Source organism: Aquitalea sp. ASV15, assembly GCF_016429115.1.
Classification (GTDB): Bacteria; Pseudomonadota; Gammaproteobacteria; order Burkholderiales; family Chromobacteriaceae; genus Aquitalea; species Aquitalea magnusonii.
Genome location: NZ_JAELTZ010000003.1, coordinates 33,901 through 57,031 on the forward strand (window position 1 = coordinate 33,901; position 23,131 = coordinate 57,031).

The window sequence follows — 23,131 nt, forward strand, 5'->3', positions numbered from 1 at the left end:
CTGGCGGATTTGCCCAAGAAAAACGGCATCGTCATGGACAATGCCGTTGCTCGCTGGGCCGGCCTGGCTTAGCGTTTATGCTTGCTGCGGTTATTGCCTGCGGCCTGGCTTGCCGGCTTGCTGCCGGGTTTGGCGCCCGGCCGGCCGGTGGCTTGCGGGCGTCCGCCAAAGGATTTGCCCGGCGTTGCCGTGGCCTTGCCCTGGCCGGTGCGCGGCTGACCGGGCTTGCCGCTGTTCTGGCGTGCCACCGGCGCGCCCAGGCGGTGCCGCACCGCTGCGGATTTGTCACCCGGCGGGGTAGGCGGAATCAGGCAGTGCTTGCTGTGGCCGATCAGGTCGCTGCGGCCCATATTGATCAGCGCATCGTGAATGATCTGCCAGTTGTCCGGGTGGTGATAGCGCAGGAAGGCCTTGTGCAGCTTGCGGCGGTAACCATCGCGTACCACATCCACCTTTTCCGAGCTGCGCGACAGCCGCTTGAGCGGATTGCGCCGGGTATGCCACATGGTGGTGGCCATGGCCATCGGTGTCGGGGTGAAGGTTTGTACCTGGTCCAGGCGGAAGTTGTTCTTCTTCAGCCATAGCGCCAGATTCATCATGTCCTCATCGCTGGTACCGGGGTGGGCGGCGATGAAGTAGGGAATCAGGTACTGCTCCTTGCCCGCCTGACGGCTGAAGCGTTCGAACAGCTCCTTGAACTTGTCGTAAGCGCCCATGCCCGGCTTCATCATCTTGGACAGCGGGCCGTCTTCGGTGTGTTCCGGCGCAATTTTCAGGTAGCCGCCCACATGGTGCTGCACCAGTTCCTTGATGTATTCGGGCGAGCGCACCGCCAGGTCGTAACGCAGGCCGGACTGGATGTTGATCTTCTTCACGCCCGGCAAGGCACGTGCCTTGCGGTAGAGCTGGATCAGGTGGCTGTGGTCGGTATTCAGGTTCTCGCAGATGTCCGGGAACACACAGGACAGCTTGCGACAGGAACGCTCGATGTTCGGGTCCTTGCACGACAGGCGGTACATATTGGCTGTCGGGCCGCCCAGGTCGGAAATGTGGCCGGTAAAGCCTGGCGTCTTGTCGCGGATTTCCTCGATCTCGTGCAGGATGGATTCTTCCGAACGGCTCTGGATGATGCGGCCTTCGTGCTCGGTGATGGAGCAGAAGGTACAGCCGCCAAAACAGCCGCGCATGATGTTGACCGAGTACTTGATCATCTCCCACGCCGGAATATGCGCATCGCCATAGCTGGGGTGCGGATTGCGGGCGTAGGGCAGGCCGTAGACGAAGTCCATTTCCTCGGTGGTCAGCGGGATGGGCGGCGGGTTCAGCCACACGTCGCGGCTGCCGTGCAGCTGCACCAGCGCCCGCGCATTGCCGGGGTTGGATTCCAGATGCAGGGTGCGGCTGGCATGGGCATACAGTACCGGGTCGTGCGCCACGGCCTCATATGCAGGAATGCGGATGACGGTTTTGGCGCGCTGGGCGCGGCGCTTGGCCAGACGTTCTTCGCGCGATTCGATACGGATCACCTGCGGCGCGGTCGGGTCGCTGCCCTTGGTGGCTTCTGCCGCTTGTTCCGGTATTTCCTGATAGGGGTTCAGGTGCGGATCGACATGGCCGGGCAGGTCCACCACGCTGGAGTCCATTTCCTGCCACTCTTCATCCGGCCGCCAGCCTTGCTGCACCACGAAGGCGGTGCCGCGCACATCGCGGATTTCACTGAGCTTTTCACCCTTGGCGGCACGATGGGCAATTTCCACCAGGGCGCGCTCGGCGTTGCCATACAGCAGGATGTCGGCCTTGGAGGTGATCAGCACCGACTGGCGCACCTTGTCACTCCAGTAATCGTAATGGGCGATGCGGCGCAGGCTGGCTTCGATGGAGCCGATCATCACCCCCACGCCGGGGTAGGCTTCGCGGCAGCGCTGGGCGTAGACGGTAACGGCCCGGTCCGGGCGCTTGTTCGGTTCGGCATTGGGGGTGTAGGCATCATCCGAGCGTGGACGACGGTCAGCCGTATAGCGGTTGATCATCGAGTCCATATTGCCGGCGGTGACGCCAAAAAACAGGTTCGGCTTGCCCAGTGCACGGAAGGGTTCGGCCGACTGCCAGTCCGGCTGGGCGATGATGCCGACGCGGAAGCCCTGCGCCTCCAGCAGGCGGCCCACCAGCGCCATGCCAAAGCTGGGATGGTCGATATAGCAGTCACCGGAAATCAGGATGATGTCGCAGGAGTCCCAGCCCAGCTCGTCCATTTCGGCGCGGCTCATCGGCAGGAAGGGGGCGTTGCCAAAGCGGCTGGCCCAGTACTTGCGGTAAGAGGTGATCGGTTTTGCGGCGGCTGGCTGTGTCGTCATGCTGATGGAATGCGGTAGTGGCGCTGGTGTGCGAGCAACCCGGCATTATGCCGCACTTTTTGGGTTTTATCACTATAAACAGTTGTTTTTTATGATGAATTGTCGTGCTGCAAGTAGGGCTTAGTCTGCGCGGTGCTTTTGTCGTGGAATCAGCAGCTTGTCCGCCGCATGCTGGCGCGATGTGACCGCGGCCGCAGTTTGGCGTAACCTGCTGCTTTATCGCCCATGGCAAGCGGCAGTCTGCTGCCTGATGGACGCCGTTGCCAGCAGAACCCAACCGAAAGCCCCAGAGACATGAGTAGCCAGATCCTACATCTAGCGGGTAGGCCGCAGCATTCGCAAGTCGCCGCACTGGAAAGCGGCAAGGTACTGTTTTTGCCGCAGCTGGATTTTGCCATCCAGCCTACCGAACTGGCCTTGCTGAATCCGCAGGTGGCCGACCCCAAGCGCAAGAACATCAGCCTGGACCCGCAAGCGGACGGCAAGCTGCATGGTGTGGCCGATCCGGCCAATGAAGCGGCGGTACGCGCGTTGATCAGCCGCTACCGCGAATGCGCCTTTGCCCTGGTCGAGCAGTTGCTGCCGGAATACCGTGGCAAGCTGCGCGCCGCGCCCACCAGCCTGCGCCTGCTGCGGGTGGAAGACCGCCAGACCTCCTGGCGCAAGGACGACAGTCGCCTGCATGTGGATGCCTTTCCATCGCGGCCCACTTACGGCGAGCGCATTTTGCGCGTGTTCTACAATGCCAATCCCAATGGTGAACCGCGCGTGTGGCGGGTGGGCGAGCCGTTTGCTGACATGGCGCGGCGCATGCTGCCGCGCATTCCGCGGCAATGGCCGGGTTCGGCGGCGCTGATGGCGGCGCTGAAAATCACCAAGCGCAAGCGCAGCGCTTATGACCACCTGATGCTGCATCTGCACGATGCGATGAAGGCCGACATGGACTACCAGCGCAGCTGCCCGCAGGAAACCATGCCCTTCCCGCCGGGCTGCGGGTGGGTGTGCTTTTCCGACCATGCCTCGCATGCGGTGATGTCCGGCCAGTTCATGCTGGAGCAGACCTTCTGGCTGCCGGCGCAGGACATGGCCGACCCGACGCGCTCGCCACTGGCCGAATTGCAGGCCATTACCGGCCGTCAACTGCTCTAGCAGTCCATTCCGCAGACCAGAACCGGCAGCTTCGCGCCATGCCGGGACTGGTCCTCCCCAGCAAGGGCAAATCGGTTACAATCACCGATTGCTTTCATTTAGTCTGCAGCCAGAATCATGAGCACGGAAAACAACGCGCCAGTAGTCAGCAACTTCATTCGCAACATCATTGACGAGGACCTGGCTTCCGGCAAGCACAGTTCCATCGTCACCCGCTTTCCGCCGGAGCCCAATGGCTACCTGCACGTAGGCCACGCCAAATCCATCTGTCTGAACTTCGGTCTGGCCGAAGACTATCAGGGCAAGTGCAATCTGCGCATGGATGACACCAACCCGGAAAAAGAATCCGACGAATTCGTGCAGTCCATCAAGGACAGCGTGGAATGGCTGGGCTTCCAGTGGGATGGCAATGTCCGTTTCGCCTCGGATTACTTCGATGCGCTGTACGACTACGCCGTCGAGCTGATCAAGTCGGGCAAGGCCTTTGTCTGCGACCTCAACGCCGAAGAAATGCGCGCCTATCGCGGCAGCCTGACCGAGCCGGGCAAGAACAGCCCCTTCCGTGATCGTAGCGTGGAAGAAAACCTCGACCTGTTCACCCGCATGCGCAATGGCGAATTCCCGGACGGCAGCAAGACGCTGCGCCTGAAGATCGACATGGCTTCCGGCAACGTGAACCTGCGCGACCCGGTGATCTACCGCATCCGCCGCGCCCATCACCACCGTACCGGCGACAAGTGGTGCATCTACCCGATGTACGACTACACCCACTGCATTTCCGATGCGCTGGAAGGCATCACCCACAGCCTGTGCACGCTGGAATTCGAAGACCATCGCCCGCTGTACGACTGGGTGCTGGACAACATCACCATTCCTTGCCACCCGCGCCAGTACGAATTCTCCCGTCTGGAATTGCTGTACGCACTCACCTCCAAGCGCAAGCTGCAGGCACTGGTGACCGACGGCCTGGTGGACGGCTGGAACGACCCGCGCATGCCCACCATCGAAGGCATGCGTCGCCGTGGTTTCAGCCCGGCCGGTATCCGCCTGTTCGCCCAGCGCATCGGTGTATCCAAGGGTGAAAACATCATCGACATGAGCGTGCTGGAAGGCGCCGTGCGCGAGATGCTGGAAAACGAATCGCCGCGCGTGATGGCGGTGCTGGACCCGATCAAGGTGACCCTCACCAACTTCGATGCCGCGGTGACTGCCAGCCGCAGCGCGCCTTTCCATCCGCATCACCCGGAGTTCGGCGAGCGTGAAGTGCCGATCGCCCGTGAAATCTGGATCGAGCGTGAGGACTTTGCCGAAGTGCCGCCGCCCAAGTGGCAGCGCCTGACCGCCGGCGGTGAAGTGCGCCTGCGTTACAGCTATGTCATCAAGTGCGAAGAAGTCATCAAGGACGCCGACGGCAAGGTGGTGGAACTGAAGTGCTCCATCGACCACGACACCCTGGGCAAGAACCCGGAAGGCCGCAAGGTCAAGGGCGTGATTCACTGGGTGTCGGCTGAGCACGCTATCGAGGCTGATGTGCGCCTGTACGACCGCCTGTTCACCGAGCCGCGTCCGGATGCGGTGCGTGGCGAAGATGGCGAATATGTCGACTTCCGCCAGTTCCTCAACCCGGAATCGCTGAAAACCGTCACCGCCTATGTGGAAGACGCGGTGCTGAAGGCCGCCCCGGAATCGCGCTTCCAGTTTGAGCGCCTGGGTTACTTTGTCACCGACCGCTACGACCATCAGCAAGGTGTGCGTGCGGTGTTCAACCGGACTGTCGGTTTGCGCGATAACTGGAGCAAGTGATTTTTTTGTCCTAGCGGGTAAGTAAGCACTTACTTACCCGACTTGGTGCTGAATCTCTCTCAAGCGGGCCAGACGGCCCGCTTTTTTCATGTCTGTTGATCGGGTACACCGTTCGGAGGGCACTGACAAGCTTCGCCAGCGCAGCATTTGATGCGCGTCGACTTTGGCGTGATGTAATTTGCCTGCTACACCTGTCCTGCCTAGCATCAAAACCATTCAGTCTTGCTTTGCGGAGAAGTGTGATGAACCAGCCTCGCCTGCTGTATCTGCAATCCGGCGGCCCCACCGCCGTACTCAATGCCTCGGCACAAGGGGTGATAGAAACCGCGCGCAAGCTGGGCATCTCGGTATATGCCGCCCGCGACGGTCTGGCTGGGCTGCTGGAAGACCGGCTGGTGAATACCGATGGCGTGTCCGATCACGACATCGCCCGGCTGGGTTTTTTGCCCGGCGGGCATTTTGGCGTCAGCCGCCGCATGATAGGCCGTTTCGAAGAATGTCCTGCGGACTGGTTGCGCATGAAGGAGGTGCTGGCGCGTCACGGCATTCATTATCTGCTGATCAATGGCGGCAACGGCTCGCTGGGTTGTGCCGCCCGGCTGGCAGATTTCCAGCGCCATACCGGCCATGCCCTGCATGTGATCGGTGTGCCCAAGACCATAGACAACGATCTGGTTGGCACCGACAACAGCCCCGGTTACGGTTCGGCGGCCAAGTTTCTGGCCAGCACCATGCTGGAAGTCGGCATGGACATGCTCAGCATGGGCCGCGGCCGGGTATTCATCATGGAGGCCATGGGCCGCCATACCGGCTGGCTGGCAGCCGCCCCGGCGGCGGCGCGCATGCATGGCGGGCAGGCACCGCATATCGTGCTCTTGCCGGAAGTGCCGTTTGAGCAGGACAGGTTTCTGGCTGCGGTGGATGCCAGCCTGGCGGCGCATGGCCAGTGCGCCATCTCGGTGGCAGAAGGCCTGGTGGATGCCGCCGGGCGCTTTGTCACCGAGGCCAATGCCTCGGCCGTGTATGGCCACGAACAGCTGGGCGGGGTGGGGAGCTGGCTGGCGGCGCTGCTCAAGCGCGAGCGCGGCCTGTCCGCCCATGTGGCGCAGGTGGATTATCTGCAACGCGCAGCCGGGCATCTGGTGTCGGCCACCGATGCCGCCCAGGCTTACCAGATGGGGCAGAAGGGCGTGGAATGGCTGCAGGCCGGCCGCAGCGGCGTCATGGCGGGCATCCGCCGCCTGTCCGATCACCCTTACCGCTGGGAAGTGGCGGAATTTCCGCTGTCTGAGGTGGGGGATCTGGAAAAGGCTTTCCCCTCGCACTTCATCTCCGCCGATGGCTATGGCGTGACCCAGGCTTTTCTGGACTACCTGCTGCCGCTGATGGAAGGCGAGCGCATGCCGCCCTTCCGGCAGGGCTTGCCGGACTACCGCCGTATTGAATGGCCGCCGGTGTGACCCCATATAGCGTTTTTATCTGCAGAGCAGCCGGGCCATGTGCCCGGTTTTGCATGATGGAGCCAGCACAGGTCGGGATCAGGCTGCCCTTCGCGGGGGCTTGACGACTCTGCTACAATTTCCCCTTTTACCCAAGCACAGGTTATCGAGATCATGCTGAACGTGTACAACACCCTGACTCGCCAGAAAGAAGAGTTCCATCCCATCGAACCGGGCAAGGTGCGTATGTATGTGTGTGGCATGACGGTGTACGACCTCTGTCATATCGGCCATGCCCGCATGCTGGCCGCCTTTGATGTGATCTACCGCTGGCTGAAGGCCTCCGGCTACGATGTCAACTACGTGCGCAACATCACCGACATCGAAGACAAGATCATCAAGCGGGCGCTGGAGTGTGGCATCACCCCGGACCAGCTGGTGGCGGAAACCATCGCCGACATGCATCAGGATGCCGCCGCGCTGAACCTGCTGCCGCCAACCCACGAGCCGCGCGCCACCCATCATGTGGGCGGCATGATTGCGCTGATCGAACAGCTGATTGCCAATGGCAAGGCCTACCCGGCACCCAATGGTGATGTGTATTACGCGGTGCGCGAGTTTGAAGGCTACGGCAAGCTGTCCGGCCGTACGCTGGACAAGCTGCGCGCCGGTGAGCGCGTGGAAATCGACCCCAACAAGCGCGACCCGCTGGACTTCGTGCTGTGGAAAGCCGCCAAGCCGGGCGAGCCGTCCTGGGACAGCCCGTGGGGCGCTGGTCGTCCGGGCTGGCATATCGAATGCTCGGTGATGAGCTGCCACCATCTGGGCGAGCATTTCGACATTCACGGTGGCGGTGAGGACCTGCAATTCCCGCACCACGAAAATGAAATCGCCCAGTCCGAAGGCGCGCATGGCCACCAGTATGTCAATTACTGGCTGCATAACGGCTTTATCAATGTCGATGGCGAAAAGATGTCCAAATCGCTGGGCAATTTCTTCACCATCCGCGATGTGCTGCAGCATTTCGACGGCGAAGTGGTGCGCTTCTTCATCGTGCGCAGCCACTACCGCAGCCCGGTCAACTACACCGACAGCATCCTCAACGATGCCAAGCAGGGCCTGACCCGTCTCTATACCGCCCTGCGCGGCCTGGAGCTGCCGGAAAGCACGGGCATTGACTGGAGCAACCAGTACGCTGCGCGCTTCAAGGCGGCAATGGACGACGACTTCAGCTCCTCTGAAGCCGTTGCGGTGCTGTTCGAGCTGGCCGGTGAAGTCAACAAGACGCGCGATGTGCAGCTGGCACGGCTGATGAAGGACCTGGGTGGCGTACTGGGCCTGCTGCAACGCGAGCCGGAAGAGTTCCTCAAGGCCGGTGCCGGTGAGGGCGAATTGACTGCCGAGCAGATCGAAGCCCTGATCCAGGCGCGTCGTGATGCGCGCGCCAACAAGAACTGGGCGGAGTCCGACCGTATCCGTGACGAGCTGATCGCCAAGGGTGTGGTGCTGGAAGACAATGCCCAGGGCACCAGCTGGCGTCGTGCCTGAGCCAGCAGCGCTGGCCGGGTGAGTCCGGGGCGGCAGTCTGATAAGGGCTGTCGCCGTTTTCGTTTCGGGCGACTTGTCAAGCGCTAATAAAGCGCGGATAATGCGTCCCTTGACCAAGTAGTACAGGCAAAACCCCTGTACCCGTAACCAAGGAAGCTCATCATGCGCGCTGATATCCACCCGAATTACAAAGAAGTTGCGGTTACCTGCTCCTGCGGTAACACCTTCACCACCCAGTCCACCATGGGCAAGGACGCCTTCCACATTGAAGTGTGCTCCAGCTGCCACCCGTTCTACACTGGCAAGCAGAAGATTGTTGATACCGCTGGTCGTATCGACAAGTTCAACCAGAAGTTCGGCGGCTTCTTCAAGCGCTAAGCTTGTAAGCTTTGGAAAAAAGGCAGCTGCGGCTGCCTTTTTTCATTTCCGCTGCGTGTGCTTGCACATTAAAATAAGGCTTTACTCCTACCGGCGCGCGCCTCGATGCTGACGTACTCCCCGCAAAACGCCACTGTTCCCGTTCCCACCGAAAAACCCTGGGTCTTGCTGTTGCTGTGTTTTGTCTGGCTGTGGCCCGGCATTATCGGCCACGACCCGTGGAAGCCGGACGAACCCTATGTAATGGCGGTGGTGGATGGCATGCTGCACAGCGGCAACTGGCTGCTGCCCACCCTGCAGGGGGTGCCTTATCTGGAGTCGCCACCCTTGTACTACTGGGTGGCCGCAGGCTTTGCCAAGCTGTTTTCTCCCTGGCTGCTGCCGGCACATGATGCGGCACGGCTGGCCACGCCGCTGTTCATGGCGCTGGGGCTGACGCTGGCTGGCATGACCGGGCGCGACCTGATCGGCCGCCGCCATGGCCGCAGTGTGGTGATGATCCTGATCGGCTGCCTGGGGCTGATTGTCACCGGCCACCAGCTGACGCCGATGGTGGCGACTTTTACCGGTTTTGCCGCGGCATTTTACGCCCTGGCGCTGACCTTGCGCTCGCCCGGCCTGGCCGGCGCCATCCTGGGAGCGGGCAGTGCCACCTTGTTTCTCAGCGCCAGCCTGCTGGAAGTGATGCTGGTGTGGGCGGTGGTCTTGTTTCTGCCGGCTTTCAGTGCCTGGCGCAACAAGCGCTACGCCATCACGGTCTTCATGGCCTTGCTGGTGGCCCTGCCGGTGGCCCTGATCTGGCCGCTGGAGCTGGCGCGCAGCTATCCGGCGCTGTTCCGCCTGTGGTGGGCAGACCATGCACTGGGTCCGCTGAATGGCTTTGGCACGGTCAGCCTGTTTCACGGTTTTGGCTACTACACCTTCAACACCATCTGGTTTGCCTGGCCGGCGTGGCCGCTGGCGGCCTGGACGCTATACCGCAACCGCAAGTACGAGCTGCCCATGCTGCAGCTGCCGCTGATGTTCTTTGGCGTGGTGCTGATCATGCTGACGCTGTCCGAGCGCAAGAGCATGGATTACGCCATGCCCTTGCTGCTGCCGCTGGCACTGCTGGGCGCGGTGGAGCTGGATAATCTGCGCCGTGGTGCGGCGGCCTTTCTCAACTGGTTTGGCCTGATGACCTTCGGCGTGTTCGGCCTGCTGATCTGGGCGGGCTGGGCCGCCATGAACTATGGCTGGCCGGAGCGGCTGGCCGGACGTGCCCAGTATTTCAGCCCCTACTATGTGCCGCATGTGTCGGTGCTGGCGGCGGTATTTGCCGTGCTGGCCACCATGACCTGGATCTGGGCGGTAACGCGCAGCCATTTGCGCGGGCGGCAGGCCATCACCAACTGGGCCGCCGGTCTGACCCTGTGCTGGGGGCTGGCACTCAGCCTGTGGCTGCCGTGGCTGGATGCCGCCAAGAGCTACCGGCCGGTGGTGGAGAGCATGCTGCGGGCGATGCCGGCAGTCGGCGCGGACAAGGCGCAGTGCATTGCGACGGAAAGCCAGAACATGGTGGCGCGTATCAGCTGGCATTACTACGCAGGTATCGATCTGCTGGCTTATCCGGCGGGGGAGAGCAGTCCCTGCGATTACCAGCTGCTGGTGCGCTCGCGCAGCGACGGCCTGGCCGAGCCGGGCTGGACCCTGTTGTGGCAGGGCTCGCGTCCGCGCGAAAAGTTCGAGCTGTTTGGCTTGTTCCGCCGCGCAAACCATTAGCGCCTGACTGCACCATCCACGCGGAAAGGGCCGGCACATGCCGGCCCTTTTTCATGCGCCAGACGCTGTCAGCGCCGCCATGACCGCTGGCAGGCTTTCGGCCACGGCAAACAGTTCGCGTTCTTCAAAGCGCACATGGGCCGTCATGGCATCGGCAAAAGCCTGCAGGATGGCCGGGCTGGCCAGTTCGGCGTGTTGCAACAGGCGACGCAGGTAGGCGTGCTGTTCCAGCGTGCGTTCAACCAGTTGGCCATGGCCGGCAAGGGCCAGCGCCGGTAGCAAGGTGCGTTCTTCCTCGGCAAAGTGGGCCTGCAGGCTTTGTTCTGCCTGCTGGCTGATCCTGGCCGCAGCCTGTTGCCATTGGGCGGGGTCGGTGGTGCGGGCGGCCTTGCCGGCCTGGATGGCCAGGGACAGTGCGTGGTGGTGCTCACGGGAGAGTGGGCTAAGTGCGGCGCTGCGTTTCATGCTGTGCTCTGAGATCCGGGATGATTAGCCTGCAGCAAGCGCAGCGGGGCAGCCTTGAGCAGGCTCAAGCATGCGCGGCTTGCCCCCGGCTGGCAGTTGGGGGCAAGCCGCGTTCTGCTTCAGTGTTGCAGCTGTGGCAGGTTGGCAAACAGTTGTAGTGCTTCCGGGTTGGCCAGTGCGCTGAGATTATTCACCGGCTCGCCGTGGATGACATTCTTTACCGCCAGTTCGACAATCTTGCCGCTGATGGTGCGCGGAATATCGGCCACGGCGATGATGCGGGCTGGCACATGGCGCGGACTGGCCCCGCGCTTGATCTGCTCGCGGATGCGCACGCTGAGTGCTTCATCCAGCTGGCAGCCTTCGCGCAGCCTGACAAACAGCACCACGCGCTCGTCATCCTGCCAGCGCTGGCCCACGGCCAGGCTTTCCAGTACTTCGGCAATGCTCTCCACCTGGCGGTAGATCTCGGCGGTGCCGATGCGCACCCCGCCGGGGTTGAGCACGGCGTCGGAGCGGCCATAAATCACCATGCCATCGTGCTCGGTCAGTTCGGCATAGTCGCCATGGCACCAGATGTTGTCAAAGCGTCCGAAGTAAGCCTGGCGGTATTTGCTGCCCTGCTCGTCCTGCCAGAAGCCTACCGGCATGGAGGGGAAGGGGCGGGTGCACACCAGTTCGCCCTTTTCCTGGCGTACCGGCCGGCCATGGCTGTTGTAGATGTCCACCGCCATGCCCAGGCCACGGCATTGCAGTTCGCCGCGATACACCGGCAGCGTCGCGCAACCCAGGGCAAAGCAGGACACGATGTCGGTGCCGCCGGAAATGGAGGCCAGATTGATGTCCTGCTTGATGTTGGCGTAGACCCAGTCAAAGCTTTCCGCCATCAGTGGCGAACCGGTGGAGAAGATGGCGCGCAGCGCATCCAGCCGGTATTCGGTGGCCGGGCTCAGGTTGATCTTGCGCAGGCCGTCGATGTATTTGGCCGACGTGCCGAAATGGCTGAATTGCCATTGCTGTGCATAGTCCCACAGCACGCGCCCCTGTGCGGCAAAGGGCGAACCGTCGTACAGCATCAGTGCCGCACCGGAAGCGAGGCCGGACACCAGCCAGTTCCACATCATCCAGCCGCAGGTGGTGAAGAAGAACAGGTGGTCAGCGTGGTGTACATCGCCGTGCAGCTGGTGTTCTTTCAGGTGCTGCAGCAGGGTGCCGCCGGTGCCGTGCACGATGCACTTGGGCTTGCCGGTGGTGCCGCTGGAATACAGGATGAACAAGGGGTGGTTGAAGCCCACCCGGGTGTAGTGCAAGGGACGGGGCGCAAACGGCGCGATAAAGTCGCTCAGGGTCTGGGTGCGCGGCAGGCTGGCAGCAAACTCCACGGCATCGCCCAGATAGGGGATGGCGATGAATTGTTCCACCGAGGGCAGGCCGGCTGCCAGCGCCTGCATTTTGTCGTGAATATCGATTTGCTTGCCGTTATACCAGTAGCCATCCGGGCAGAACAACAGCTTGGGTTCGGTCTGGCCAAAGCGGTCGATGGCACCGTCGATGCCGAAATCGGGCGAGCAGCTGGTCCACACCGCGCCCAGGCTGGTGGCGGCCAGCATGGCGGCCACGGTTTCCGGCATATTGGGCAGCAAGCCGGCCACGCGGTCGCCCGGCTTGATGCCGGCGGCCTGCAGCGCCTGTTGCAGGCGGGACACCAGCTGGCGCAGTTGCTGCCAGCTTAGCTGGCGCTTGAGCTTGTCTTCGCCCCAGAACACGATGGCGGGTTCGTCACCATCGCGGCGCAGCAGGTTTTCCGCGTAGTTGAGCCGGGCTTCGGGGAAGAAGCGGGCCGCCAGCATATTGTCACCGTGTTCCAGCGCCGTAGCGCCCTTGTCGCCGATGACGCCGCAGTAGTCCCATACCAGCGCCCAGAAGCGGCCGGGGTCGTCCACGCTGGCCTGCCACAGGCTGTGGTAGTCGGGCAGCGGGCGGTCATAGGCGGTTTCGGCCAGCTTTTGAAAGGCATGCAGGTGGGAGCCTGCCACACGGGCAGGCGAGGGATGCCAGATCGGGGTGGTGGAATGCTGCATGTTGCTCCTCTTTATTGTTGTCACGGGCGCGGCGGGCCGTGCGTGCAAGCATCAGTGGTGGCGGCCCATGGCCTGTGCCACCCGGGATGCCGGTGCGCGGCCCAGCAGGCCGGAAACGAACCATGCCGTTTCCACCAGTCGTGGCAGGGCGATGCCGCAGTCCACGCCCAGTCCGTTCATCAGGTAGACCACATCTTCCGTTGCGACATTGCCGGAAGCTCCACGAGCATACGGGCAGCCGCCCAGACCCGCAACGGAGGAGTCGAAGGTCCGGACTCCCGCCTGATAAGACGCATGAATATTGCTGATGGCCATGCCGTAAGTGTCGTGGAAGTGGCCGGCCAGCTTGTCGATTGGCACAAGCTTGCTCACGGCGGCCAGCATGTCCAGCACCCGGTTGGGGGTGGCGCTGCCTATGGTGTCGCCCAGCGAGATTTCGTAGCAACCCATGTCCAGCAGGCGGGCGGCGACTTCCGCCACTTTGGCCGGGGCAATGGCCCCTTCATAAGGACAGTCCACCACACAGGATACATAGCCGCGCACACGGATATGCTCGCGGCGGGCCGTGGCCAGCACGCTGTCGAAGCGGGCCAGGCTGTCGGCAATGCTGGCATTGATGTTTTTCTGGCTGAAGCTTTCACTGGCGGCACCGAACACGGCGATTTCGCGCACTCCGGCCGCCAGCGCCTGCTCCATGCCCTTGTCGTTGGGCACCAGTACCGGGTAGCTGACCGGGCCGGACAGGTCCAGCGCTTGCAGCACTTGCAGGCTGTCGGCCATTTGTGGCACCCATTTGGGCGAGACAAAGGCGCCGGCTTCGATGGTGGTGAGGCCGCTGGCCGCCAGGCGGCGGATCAGTTCCAGCTTGCTGGCCGTGTCCAGTTGCTGCTTTTCGTTTTGCAGCCCGTCACGCGGGCCGACTTCGACAATCTTCACGCGAGTCATTCTGTCCTCCATGCCGCCACTCAGGCGGCGTCGAAATCCACCAGCTCGTCGCCGTCGCACACCTGTTCACCGGCGGCGAAGTAAAAGCCGCGCAGCACGCCATCGGCCGGGGCGTGAATGGTGTGTTCCATCTTCATCGCTTCCAGAATCAGCAAGGGCTCGCCCTGACGGACGGTCTGGCCGGCCTTGGCCAGCAGGGTGACTACCCGGCCGGGCATCGGTGCTTTCAGATGGGTGACACCGTGTACTTCGTCCACCGCTGCGGCATAGGGATCGACCCATTCCAGCTGCAGGCGTTCACCTTGCACGAACAACAGCCGTTGCTGATCCTGCCGCACCACGCTGGCGCAGAGCACCAGGCCATCCAGCGTGGCCTGCAATTGGCGGCCCTGCAGCCGGGCCTGCACTTCGAATTGCTGTTCCGCCACGGTGACGACAAAACCCTGTTCAAGATAACGCAGCCCCACGCTGTGCAGCTGCTCGCCCTGGCGGAACTGCAGGTTCTGTTCCAGTACGCCGTTCAGTCGCCAGCCGGCCGGCGCCGGGCAGGGCGCGGCGGCATGCAGGGCCTCGGCCACGGCCAGCAAGGCCAGTTGCTGCGCACTGGGTGTGGCCGGTGTGGGCAACAGCACATCCTGATGGCGGGCAATCAGCCCGGTATCGACCTGGCCGCTGGCAAAGCTGTCATGCAGCACGATGCGCCGCAGAAAGGCGATATTGGTGCTGACGCCGGCAATCTGGTACTGCGCCAGTGCCGTATCCAGCTGTTGCAGGGCGGCTTCGCGGTTTTCGCCCCAGACGATCAGTTTGGCAATCATCGGGTCGTAGAAGGGGGTGATGCTGTCGCCTTCGCTGACGCCGGTATCAATGCGTACCCGGGCGTTTTCCGCCGGGGCGTGCAGGTGGATCAGCCGGCCGGTGGCGGGCAGAAAGCCCTTGTCCGGGTCTTCGGCATAAATGCGCGCCTCGATGGCATGGCCATGGATTTTCAGTTCGTCCTGGCGCAGCGGCAGTGGCTGGCCGGCGGCAACATGCAGCTGCCAGGCCACCAGATCCTGGCCGGTGATCATTTCGGTGACCGGGTGTTCCACTTGCAGCCGGGTATTCATTTCCATGAAATAGAAGCCACCCGGCTGGCCATTGGCCTGCACGTCGACGATGAATTCCACCGTGCCGGCACCGACATAGCCCACGGCACGGGCGGCGGCGCAGGCGGCTTCGCCCATGGCCTGGCGCATGACGGCGGGCAGGTGTGGGGCGGGGGCTTCTTCCAGCACTTTCTGGTGGCGGCGTTGCACCGAGCAGTCGCGCTCGAACAGGTAGACGCACTGGCCATGGCTGTCGGCAAATACCTGGATTTCCACATGGCGCGGCCGGGTCAGGTATTTTTCCACCAGCACCTTGTCATCGCCAAAGCTGGCACTGGCCTCGCGCTGGCAGGACGCCAGTGCGGCGGCAAAGTCTTCGCTGCGCTCGACTATGCGCATGCCCTTGCCACCACCACCGGCGCTGGCCTTGATCAGCACCGGGTAGCCGATATGGTCGGCCTGCTGCTGCAGGAATTCTGCTTGCTGCTCCGCACCGTGGTAGCCGGGAACCAGTGGCACGCTGGCTTTTTCCATCAGGGTTTTGGCTGCCGACTTGCTGCCCATGGCGGCAATGGCACTGGCCGGCGGGCCGATGAAGGCGATGCCGGCTGCCGCGCAGGCCGCGGCGAATTCGGCATTTTCCGACAGGAAGCCATAGCCGGGATGGATGGCCTCGGCACCGCTGGCGCGGGCGATGTCCAGGATGATGTCGGCTTTCAGATAGGATTCGGCAGCGGGTGCCGGGCCCAGTCGCCAGGCTTCATCGGCCAGTTTGACAAAGCGGGCGTCGGCATCGGCGTCTGAGTAAACCGCCACAGTGGCAATACCCAGCTGGCGAGCGGTCTTGATCACCCGGCAGGCGATTTCCCCGCGGTTGGCGATGAGTATTTTCTTAAACATGGCAGTCTCCCGCGGCGAAATCGCCACGGCGCAGGCGCGCCGTCAGGCGATTTTGCTGCGCAGCTGCGCAGCCTTGCGGCTGCTGGTCCCCGCGGTTGGCGATGAGTATTTTCTTAAACATGGCAGTCTCCCGCGGCGAAATCGTCACGGTGCAGGCGCGCCGTCAGGCGATGTTGCTGCGCAGCTGCGCAGCCTTGCGGCTGCTGGTCACCACGGTTGGCGATGAGGATGTTCTTGAACATGGCGTTGTCCTTATTGTTCTTGTTGCCAGGCGGGCGGGCGTTTGTCGAAGAAGGCGGCCAGCCCTTCGCGGGCTTCCCGGCCCACGCGAATGCTGGCAATGCGCCCGGCCGTGTCGCTCAGCAGATCATCATCCCAGGGCGAGGCCTCGTGTAGCACCGACAGCAAATCCTTGGCGGCAGACAGGGCTTGCGGCGCACCCTGGGCCAGTTCGGCGGCTATGCTGGCAATGCGTTCGTCCAGTGCTGCGGCGGCTACCACCTCGTGCACCAGGCCAATGCGGGCGGCGGTGGCTGCGTCAATGCGCTCGGCCGACAGGAAATAGCGTCGCGCCTGGCGCCAGCCGATGGCATCGGCCACATAGGGGCCGATGGTGGCGGGAATCAGCCCCAGCCGTACTTCGGTCAGGGCGAAACGGGCGTGTTCGGTGGCGATGGCGATGTCGCACACGGCGGTCAGCCCGGTGCCACCGGCCATGGCTGCGCCATGGATGCGGCCAATCACCGGTTTCTTGCTGCGGTAGATGGTCTTGAGCATGGCGGCCAGGTGGTGGGCATCGGCCAGGTTTTCCGCTTCGCTATAGCCGGCAGCGCGGCGCATCCAGTCCAGATCGGCCCCGGCAGAAAAGCTCTTGCCGCGCCCGGCCAGCACGATGACCCTGACGCTGTCGTCCAGTTGCAGCGCCTTGAAGGCGGCAGTCAGCTCGGCGATCAGGGTTTCGTTCATGGCATTGTGCAGCTCGGGACGGTTCATCCATACCGTGGCGACCTTGCCCTGTTGTTCGATTTGCAGCGTGTCGTAGTGCATGGTGGCGGCTCCTTACATGCGGAACACGCCAAAGCGTGTCTTGTCGATGGGGGCGGACAGGGCCGCTTCCAGCGCCAGGCTCAGTACATCGCGGGTCTGGGCCGGGTCGATGACTCCGTCGTCCCACAGCCGGGCGCTGGCGTAGTAAGGGTGGCCCTGGCGTTCGTATTGCTCGCGTACCGGTGCTTTCAGTGCTTCTTCCTGCTCGGCGGTGAAAGCATCGCCCAGTTGTTCCTTCTTGACCTGTGCCAGTACCCCGGCGGCCTGTTCGCCGCCCATCACCGAGATACGGCTGTTCGGCCACATCCACAGCATGCGCGGGCTGTAAGCGCGGCCACACATGCCGTAGTTGCCAGCCCCGAAGCTGCCGCCAATCAGTACGGTGAACTTGGGTACGCTGGCGCAGGCCACGGCGGTGACCAGCTTGGCGCCATCCTTGGCAATGCCGCCATTTTCATACTTCTTGCCCACCATGAAGCCGGTGATGTTCTGCAGGAAGATCAGCGGAATGCCGCGCTGGCAGCATAGTTCGACAAAATGTGCACCCTTGAGGGCGGACTCGGAAAACAGGATGCCGTTATTGGCGATGATGCCGACGCGCCAGCCATTGAGCCGGGCAAAGCCGGTGACCAGCGTAGTGCCGTAGTTCTGCTTGAATTCGTCGAAGTCCGAATCGTCCACTAGCCGGGCGATGATTTCGCGCACATCAAACGGCTTTTTCGGGTCGGCCGGAATCACGCCATAGATTTCCTCGGCGTGGTGGCGCGGTGGTTTTGCTTCGACGCGGTCCAGCACGCCCTGTTTGTGCCAGTTGAGGTCGGCCACGATGCGGCGGGCAATGCCCAGCGCGTGGGCATCGTTCTGCGCCAGGTGGTCGGCCACGCCGGAAATGCGGGTGTGTACATCGCCGCCGCCCAGTTCTTCTGCCGTGACCACTTCGCCGGTGGCGGCCTTTACCAGTGGCGGGCCGCCCAGGAAGATGGTGCCTTGGTCCTTGACGATGATGGTTTCATCCGACATGGCCGGCACATAGGCACCGCCTGCGGTGCAGCTGCCCATGACCACGGCAATTTGCGGAATGCCGGCTGCGGACAATTGGGCCTGGTTATAGAAGATGCGGCCAAAGTGTTCCTTGTCCGGAAACACTTCGTCCTGCAAGGGCAGGAAGGCGCCGCCGGAATCCACCAGATAGACACATGGCAAGCGGTTTTCCCTGGCGATTTCCTGGGCGCGCAGGTGCTTTTTCACCGTCATCGGGTAGTAAGTCCCGCCCTTGACCGTGGCGTCGTTGGCGATGATCAGGCAGTCCACCCCGGCAATGCGGCCAATGCCGCTGATCAGGCTGGCGCCAGGGGCATCATCGTTATACATGCCGTGGGCGGCCAGCTGGGACAGCTCCAGGAAGGGCGCGCCCGGGTCCAGCAGCAGATTGATACGCTCGCGTGGCAGCAGCTTGCCGCGGGCGACGTGCTTGGCACGCGGTCCCTCGCCTCCACCCAGTGCTGCCTGGGCAACCTTTTGCTTCAGATCGGCCACCAGGGCGCGCATCTTGTCGGCATTGGCCTGGAAATCCGCACTACGCGGCGACAATTTGGATTCGATGACTGGCATAGGGAGCCTCTTGTTTTTGTGCCGATCCGTAAGATTTTTTCAATGCAGAGTAAGGCGTGCGTAGAAAGCGGCTGAGGCAAGGCGCGCCGCCGCAGACGGTACAGGTGGTACGGCCAGGCGGCGCAACGCAGCATCAGGCGTTTTATCCCGCGCCTAGCGTGTCTCTGCCATCAGCTCGCGACCAATCAGCCAACGACGGATTTCGCTGGTGCCCGCACCGATTTCATACAGCTTGGCATCGCGCAACAGGCGGCCGGTGGCGTATTCATTGATATAGCCATTGCCACCCAGGCACTGGATGGCGTCCAGCGCCATCTGGGTGGCGTTTTCGGCGGCGTACAGAATGGCCCCGGCAGCGTCCTTGCGCGTCTGGCGGCCGCTCTCGCCACGGTCCAGCGCCTGGCCAACGGCATAGACATAGGCGCGGCTGGCGGACAGCTTGACGTACATGTCGGCCAGCTTGCCCTGCATCAGCTGGAAGTCGCCAATGGCCTGGCCAAACTGCTTACGGTCGTTCAGATAGGGGACCACGATATCCATGCAGGCCTGCATGATGCCCAGCGGGCCTGCCGCCAGTACGGCGCGTTCGTAATCCAGCCCGCTCATCAGCACTTTCACGCCATTGCCTTCGCCGCCCAGCACGTTTTCAGCGGGGATTTCACAGTTGTCGAAGAACAGCGGGTAAGTGTTGGAGCCGCGCATGCCCAGCTTGTCCAGCTTGCTGCCATGCGAGAAACCGGCAAAACCCTTTTCCACGATAAAGGCGGTGATGCCTCTGGGGCCGGCATTGATGTCGGTCTTGGCATACACCACCAGCGTGTCGGCATCGCCGCCGTTGGTAATCCACATCTTGCTGCCGTTCAGTACATAGCTGTCGCCCTTTTTGTCGGCGCGCAGCTTCATGCTGACCACGTCGGAACCGGCATTGGGTTCGGACATGGCCAGGGCACCCACGTGCTCGCCGGAAATCAGCTTGGGCAGGTAGCGGGCTTTCTGTTCTGCCGTGCCGTTTTTCTGGATCTGGTTGACGCACAGATTGGAGTGCGCGCCGTAGGACAGGGCCACCGAAGCGGAGGCGCGGCTGAGTTCTTCCATCACCATCATGTGGGCCAGATAACCCATATTGGCGCCACCGTATTCTTCTTCGGCGGTGATGCCCAGCAGGCCCATCTCGCCAAACTTGCGCCACAGGTCGGCCGGGAACAGATTGTCCTGATCGATTTGCGCGGCACGCGGGGCGATTTCGGCGTCGGCAAAATCCTTCACGCTCTGGCGCAACATGTCGTAGGTGTCGCCGTGGTCAAAACGCAGGCTGCTGTACATGGTGTTTCTCCTCGGGTGCCGGTCGTGGCGGCTGTGCCTGACAGGCTATTGTGATGGTCGCGTTACTGGTTTGAATATTGAATTACGTTTACGTAAGCGTCAATATGGTGTGGTAAAAAAACCTGCACGAGGGCAGGTGTTCAGGCCGGGCTATCGGCCTTGGTGGTCATCTGGTCGATCACGCCACGGCAGTGTTGTTCCAGCGCGTCGATCTCCGCCAGCACCACGTCGATGTCGCGGCGTTGTTCTTCCAGCTGTTCGCGGCGGGCCACCAGCAGGTGCAGCAGCTTGAGCGACTGGCTGGCTTCGTCGCGGGCCAGATCGTACAGGTCTATGATTTCGCGGATTTCCGACAGCGACAGGCCGATGCGCTTGCCGCGCAGGATCAGCCGCAGGCGGGCGCGGTCGCGGCGTGTGAACACGCGCTGGCGGCCATCGCGCTTGGGTTCGATCAGGCCTTGTTCCTCGTAGAAGCGGATGGTGCGCAGGGTGACGTCAAAATCCCGCGCCAGATCCGAAATGGTGAAGACTTGCTGTTCTGTCATGATGTCTGCTTTCAGTATTTATACGGATTGTAGCGTTTTTCCCACGGCTTCTCATCCTGAATGGCACATTACGTTTACGTAATCGTCAACTTGTGGGATTAATGCAAAAAAGACCTCTGCGCCATGAGGCCACGCGGCCGCCCCGCGAAGCGGCTACCGCGGACCATCGAGACCACAACAAGGAGACAGTAGCAATGAAGCATGCCAGCTATGTGCACGGTGCCAGCCAGCAAGCGCTGATCGGGCAAACGATTGGTCAGTTGTTTGATGCGGCCAGCCAGCAATATGCCAGCCAGCAGGCCCTGATCGTGCGGCATCAGGGCATACGCTGGAGCTATGCCGAATTGCGCCAGCAGGTAGACCGGCTGGCTTGCGGCCTGCTACGGCTGGGCTTGCAGCCGGGCGACCGCATCGGCATCTGGTCGCAGAACAATGCCGAATGGGTGCTGACGCAGTTCGCCACGGCCAAGGCCGGGCTGGTGCTGGTCAACATCAATCCGGCCTACCGCCGTTCCGAGCTGGAATACGCCATCAACAAGGTAGGCTGCCGGGCATTGATTGCCTCGCCCAGCTTCAAGAGCAGCAACTACATTGAAATGCTGCAGGACCTGCTGCCGGAACTGGCCGATAGCCAGCCCGGCGCACTCAGGGCCGCCCGCATGCCCAGGCTGGAATGGGTGATCCGCATGGGCCAGCAGGCCACGTCGGGCATGCTGGGTTTTGCCGATTTGCTGAGCGAGCCGACGCCGCAAGAGCTGGCTGCCTTGCAGCAACTGGGCCAGACCCTGCAATTCGACGATGCCATCAATATCCAGTTTACCTCCGGCACCACCGGCAGCCCCAAGGGCGCCACGCTGTCACATCACAATATCCTCAACAATGCCTTCTTTACCGGACAGGCCATGGACTTTGGCCCGGATGACCGGCTGTGCATTCCGGTGCCGCTCTACCACTGTTTCGGCATGGTGCTGGGCACGCTGACCTGCCTCACCCATGGCGCCTGCATGGTGTTCCCGGCAGAAAGTTTCGATGTGCTCAGCGTATTGCATGCCGTACAGGAAGAACGCTGTACCGCGCTGCATGGCGTGCCGACCATGTTTATCAGCCTGCTGGATCATCCGCAGTTTGCCGAATTCGACCTGTCCAGCCTGCGTACCGGGGTGATGGCCGGCAGCCCCTGTCCCATCGAGGTCATGAAGCGGGTGACCACCCTGATGCATATGGAGCAGGTGACCATAGGCTACGGCATGACCGAAACCAGTCCGCTCAGTTTCCAGAGCCGCGCCGATACGCCGTTGGACAAGCGGGTGTCCACCGTGGGGCTGGTGCATCCGCATGTGGAGGTGAAAATCGTCGACAACGATGGCCGCATCGTGGCGCATGGCGAAACCGGCGAACTGCTGACCCGTGGCTATTCGGTGATGCTGGGTTACTGGGACGACCCGCAGAAAACCGCCGACTCCATCGACCAGTCGGGCTGGATGCACAGCGGTGATCTGGCGGTGATGGACGGGCAGGGCTATGTCAACATCGTCGGCCGGGTGAAGGACATGGTGATACGCGGTGGCGAAAACATCTACCCGCGTGAAGTCGAAGAGTTTTTCTATAGCCACCCGAAGATTCAGGAAGTGCAGGTCATCGGTGTGCCGGACGACCGCTTTGGCGAAGAACTGTGCGCCTGGATCAAGCTGCGCGATGGTGAAACGGCCAGTGTGGACGATATGCGTGCCTTCTGTCAGGGGCAGATCGCCCATTACAAGATTCCGCGCTACATCGAGTTTGTCGACAGCTTTCCCATGACCATTACCGGCAAGATCCAGAAGTTTGTCATGCGCCAGCAGATGAAGGAAAAGCTGGGGCTGAGCGATGCCCGTACCGCCTGATGCGAGGTGGATCAAGCCTTGTGCGAAATGGCCCCGACGTGTCGGGGCTTTTTTCGATACAATGCGGCCAATTCATTCTGACCGCTAGGAGCGCACCATGACTGATATCGTATTCAATGACGCCGATCTGGCCCGGCTGGAACAGTTGCTGACGCCCCTGTCGATCAGTGGCAGTACCATGCGTCCCGACGAAGTCCAGGGTTTCTTCGCGGCATTGGCCAGCGGCCCGGATGCCCCGGAGCGCGCCATGTGGCTGGCCGAGGTGCTGGGTGATGCTCCTGCTTTTGAAAATGCCGATGAAAAGGCCGAGCTGGAAGCCCTGTTGCAAAAGCTGTTCGATGTCACCGCGCATGTGCTGGCCGATGGCCGCGAGCTGGACCTGATCCTCTACGCCGATGAGGACAGCGACGACGACGAAGCCGACTACTGGCCCTGGTGCAATGCCTATCTGTATGCGCTGGACGTGGTCGATACCGACTGGTTCGAAGCCGCCGACGATGAAGGCTTCGAAGACCTGCTGATGCCTATCCTGGTATTGGGCGGCATGTTCGAGGAAGAAGACGGCGAAGACCTGGTCACCTTTACCGACGAGGAAAAGGACGACTGCAAGGAACAGCTGCCCGAGGCACTGATTGCCGTGTTCAACTACTGGCGTGCCAAGGCCCAGGCGCCGGCCACCGTACGCCGTGAAGGCGACAAGGTTGGCCGCAACGATCCCTGCCCCTGCGGCAGCGGCAAGAAATACAAGGCCTGCTGCGGTAGCAACTGATTGTATTGCCAGTCCAGCGCTGGTGAATGCCATACCTGAAAG

General features: G+C 62.2%; 18 protein-coding genes. 8 read left to right on the top strand and 10 right to left on the bottom strand.

Features of this window, described 5'->3' with window-relative positions; genetic code table 11:
* Positions 1-68: 68 nt before the first annotated feature.
* Positions 69-2,354: a YgiQ family radical SAM protein gene (locus JHD64_RS01860; RefSeq protein ID WP_110313202.1), complete on the bottom strand. Its 2,286-nt coding sequence runs from the start codon at positions 2,352-2,354 to the stop codon at positions 69-71.
* Between the two features lie 294 nt (positions 2,355-2,648).
* Between JHD64_RS01860 and JHD64_RS01865 the strand changes: the two genes are divergently transcribed.
* From JHD64_RS01865 to JHD64_RS01890, 6 genes are all read left to right on the top strand, one after another.
* Positions 2,649-3,503 (top strand): Kdo hydroxylase family protein, encoded by an 855-nt coding sequence (locus JHD64_RS01865; protein WP_059286778.1) that lies wholly within the window; start codon positions 2,649-2,651, stop codon positions 3,501-3,503.
* A 117-nt stretch (positions 3,504-3,620) separates the two neighbouring features.
* Positions 3,621-5,306: a glutamine--tRNA ligase/YqeY domain fusion protein gene (locus JHD64_RS01870; protein ID WP_199052078.1), complete on the top strand. Its 1,686-nt coding sequence runs from the start codon at positions 3,621-3,623 to the stop codon at positions 5,304-5,306.
* A gap of 242 nt (positions 5,307-5,548) precedes the next feature.
* The gene (locus tag JHD64_RS01875; RefSeq protein WP_199052079.1) at positions 5,549-6,766 is read left to right on the top strand and encodes a 6-phosphofructokinase; all 1,218 of its coding nucleotides are present in this window, start codon (positions 5,549-5,551) and stop codon (positions 6,764-6,766) included.
* Between the two features lie 153 nt (positions 6,767-6,919).
* Positions 6,920-8,293, top strand: coding sequence for a cysteine--tRNA ligase (gene cysS, locus JHD64_RS01880; protein ID WP_199052080.1), 1,374 nt, complete (start codon positions 6,920-6,922; stop codon positions 8,291-8,293).
* 162 nt (positions 8,294-8,455) lie between these two features.
* Positions 8,456-8,671 carry a 50S ribosomal protein L31 gene (rpmE, locus tag JHD64_RS01885; protein WP_045847109.1) on the top strand — a complete coding sequence of 72 codons (216 nt, stop codon included), beginning with the start codon at positions 8,456-8,458 and terminating at the stop codon, positions 8,669-8,671.
* A gap of 105 nt (positions 8,672-8,776) precedes the next feature.
* Positions 8,777-10,432 (top strand): glycosyltransferase family 39 protein, encoded by a 1,656-nt coding sequence (locus JHD64_RS01890; protein ID WP_199052081.1) that lies wholly within the window; start codon positions 8,777-8,779, stop codon positions 10,430-10,432.
* A gap of 51 nt (positions 10,433-10,483) precedes the next feature.
* Here the strand turns inward: JHD64_RS01890 and JHD64_RS01895 are convergent, their stop codons facing one another.
* The 9 genes from JHD64_RS01895 to JHD64_RS01930 form a co-directional block, all read right to left on the bottom strand.
* Positions 10,484-10,897 (bottom strand): hemerythrin domain-containing protein, encoded by a 414-nt coding sequence (locus JHD64_RS01895; RefSeq protein ID WP_199052082.1) that lies wholly within the window; start codon positions 10,895-10,897, stop codon positions 10,484-10,486.
* Between the two features lie 119 nt (positions 10,898-11,016).
* Entirely contained in the window at positions 11,017-12,978 is a 1,962-nt protein-coding gene (locus JHD64_RS01900; protein WP_199052083.1) for an acetoacetate--CoA ligase, read from the bottom strand.
* A 51-nt stretch (positions 12,979-13,029) separates the two neighbouring features.
* Positions 13,030-13,923, bottom strand: a complete 894-nt coding sequence (locus JHD64_RS01905; RefSeq protein WP_110313199.1) for a hydroxymethylglutaryl-CoA lyase — start codon at positions 13,921-13,923, stop codon at positions 13,030-13,032.
* 20 nt (positions 13,924-13,943) lie between these two features.
* A complete protein-coding gene (locus JHD64_RS01910) occupies positions 13,944-15,911 on the bottom strand; it encodes an acetyl/propionyl/methylcrotonyl-CoA carboxylase subunit alpha (protein WP_199052084.1) in 1,968 nt (655 codons plus the stop codon).
* 113 nt (positions 15,912-16,024) lie between these two features.
* Positions 16,025-16,153, bottom strand: coding sequence for a hypothetical protein (locus tag JHD64_RS22170; protein WP_255524292.1), 129 nt, complete (start codon positions 16,151-16,153; stop codon positions 16,025-16,027).
* Between the two features lie 10 nt (positions 16,154-16,163).
* Entirely contained in the window at positions 16,164-16,958 is a 795-nt protein-coding gene (locus JHD64_RS01915; protein ID WP_059286006.1) for an enoyl-CoA hydratase/isomerase family protein, read from the bottom strand.
* A 12-nt stretch (positions 16,959-16,970) separates the two neighbouring features.
* Entirely contained in the window at positions 16,971-18,569 is a 1,599-nt protein-coding gene (locus tag JHD64_RS01920) for a carboxyl transferase domain-containing protein (protein ID WP_199052085.1), read from the bottom strand.
* Between the two features lie 153 nt (positions 18,570-18,722).
* The gene (locus tag JHD64_RS01925) at positions 18,723-19,892 is read right to left on the bottom strand and encodes an isovaleryl-CoA dehydrogenase (RefSeq protein WP_199052086.1); all 1,170 of its coding nucleotides are present in this window, start codon (positions 19,890-19,892) and stop codon (positions 18,723-18,725) included.
* 140 nt (positions 19,893-20,032) lie between these two features.
* On the bottom strand, positions 20,033-20,437 hold the full coding sequence (locus JHD64_RS01930) for a MerR family DNA-binding transcriptional regulator (protein ID WP_059286009.1): 405 nt from the start codon (positions 20,435-20,437) through the stop codon (positions 20,033-20,035).
* A 194-nt stretch (positions 20,438-20,631) separates the two neighbouring features.
* Here JHD64_RS01930 and JHD64_RS01935 point away from each other — a divergent pair, with 194 nt between their 5' ends.
* Entirely contained in the window at positions 20,632-22,320 is a 1,689-nt protein-coding gene (locus JHD64_RS01935; protein ID WP_199052087.1) for an AMP-binding protein, read from the top strand.
* A 97-nt stretch (positions 22,321-22,417) separates the two neighbouring features.
* Positions 22,418-23,089, top strand: coding sequence for a UPF0149 family protein (locus JHD64_RS01940; RefSeq protein WP_059286845.1), 672 nt, complete (start codon positions 22,418-22,420; stop codon positions 23,087-23,089).
* Positions 23,090-23,131 lie beyond the last annotated feature (42 nt).